The sequence below is a fragment of the Cupriavidus sp. SIMBA_020 genome (assembly GCF_046535395.1).
GTDB lineage: Bacteria > Pseudomonadota > Gammaproteobacteria > Burkholderiales > Burkholderiaceae > Cupriavidus > Cupriavidus campinensis.
Map to the genome: position 1 here is coordinate 1 of NZ_JAWRWU010001332.1, position 247 is coordinate 247.

The 247-nt window shown below is 68.8% G+C and carries 1 pseudogene; it reads right to left on the reverse strand.

Annotated elements, in window-relative coordinates:
* Window positions 1–196: pseudogene (locus SB751_RS33840) on the reverse strand (hypothetical protein); the annotation flags it as partial.
* Between the last annotated feature and the right edge of the window lie 51 nt (window positions 197–247).

Consider the following 247-nt stretch of genomic DNA (forward strand, 5'->3'; position numbering starts at 1 on the left):
GCTTCGCTCGCCCGAGCGCACGCGCAACGCGCTTCCTCAATTGGCGATCCGCCGCCTTTTGCGCCTTGGTGGGCGCCGCCGCGGGCATTGAAGAAAGCGCCGGTTCCGCCTGCCGCTCCTGCGCCGCCGCGCTCGCGGCCAGCACCGTCAGTGCCGTTGCCACAGCGGCCCGGCACACCATCACTCGTACATGCATACATCCTCCCCGTCGAATCGATGCGCCGATCGTGCCTCGTGTTCGAGCACG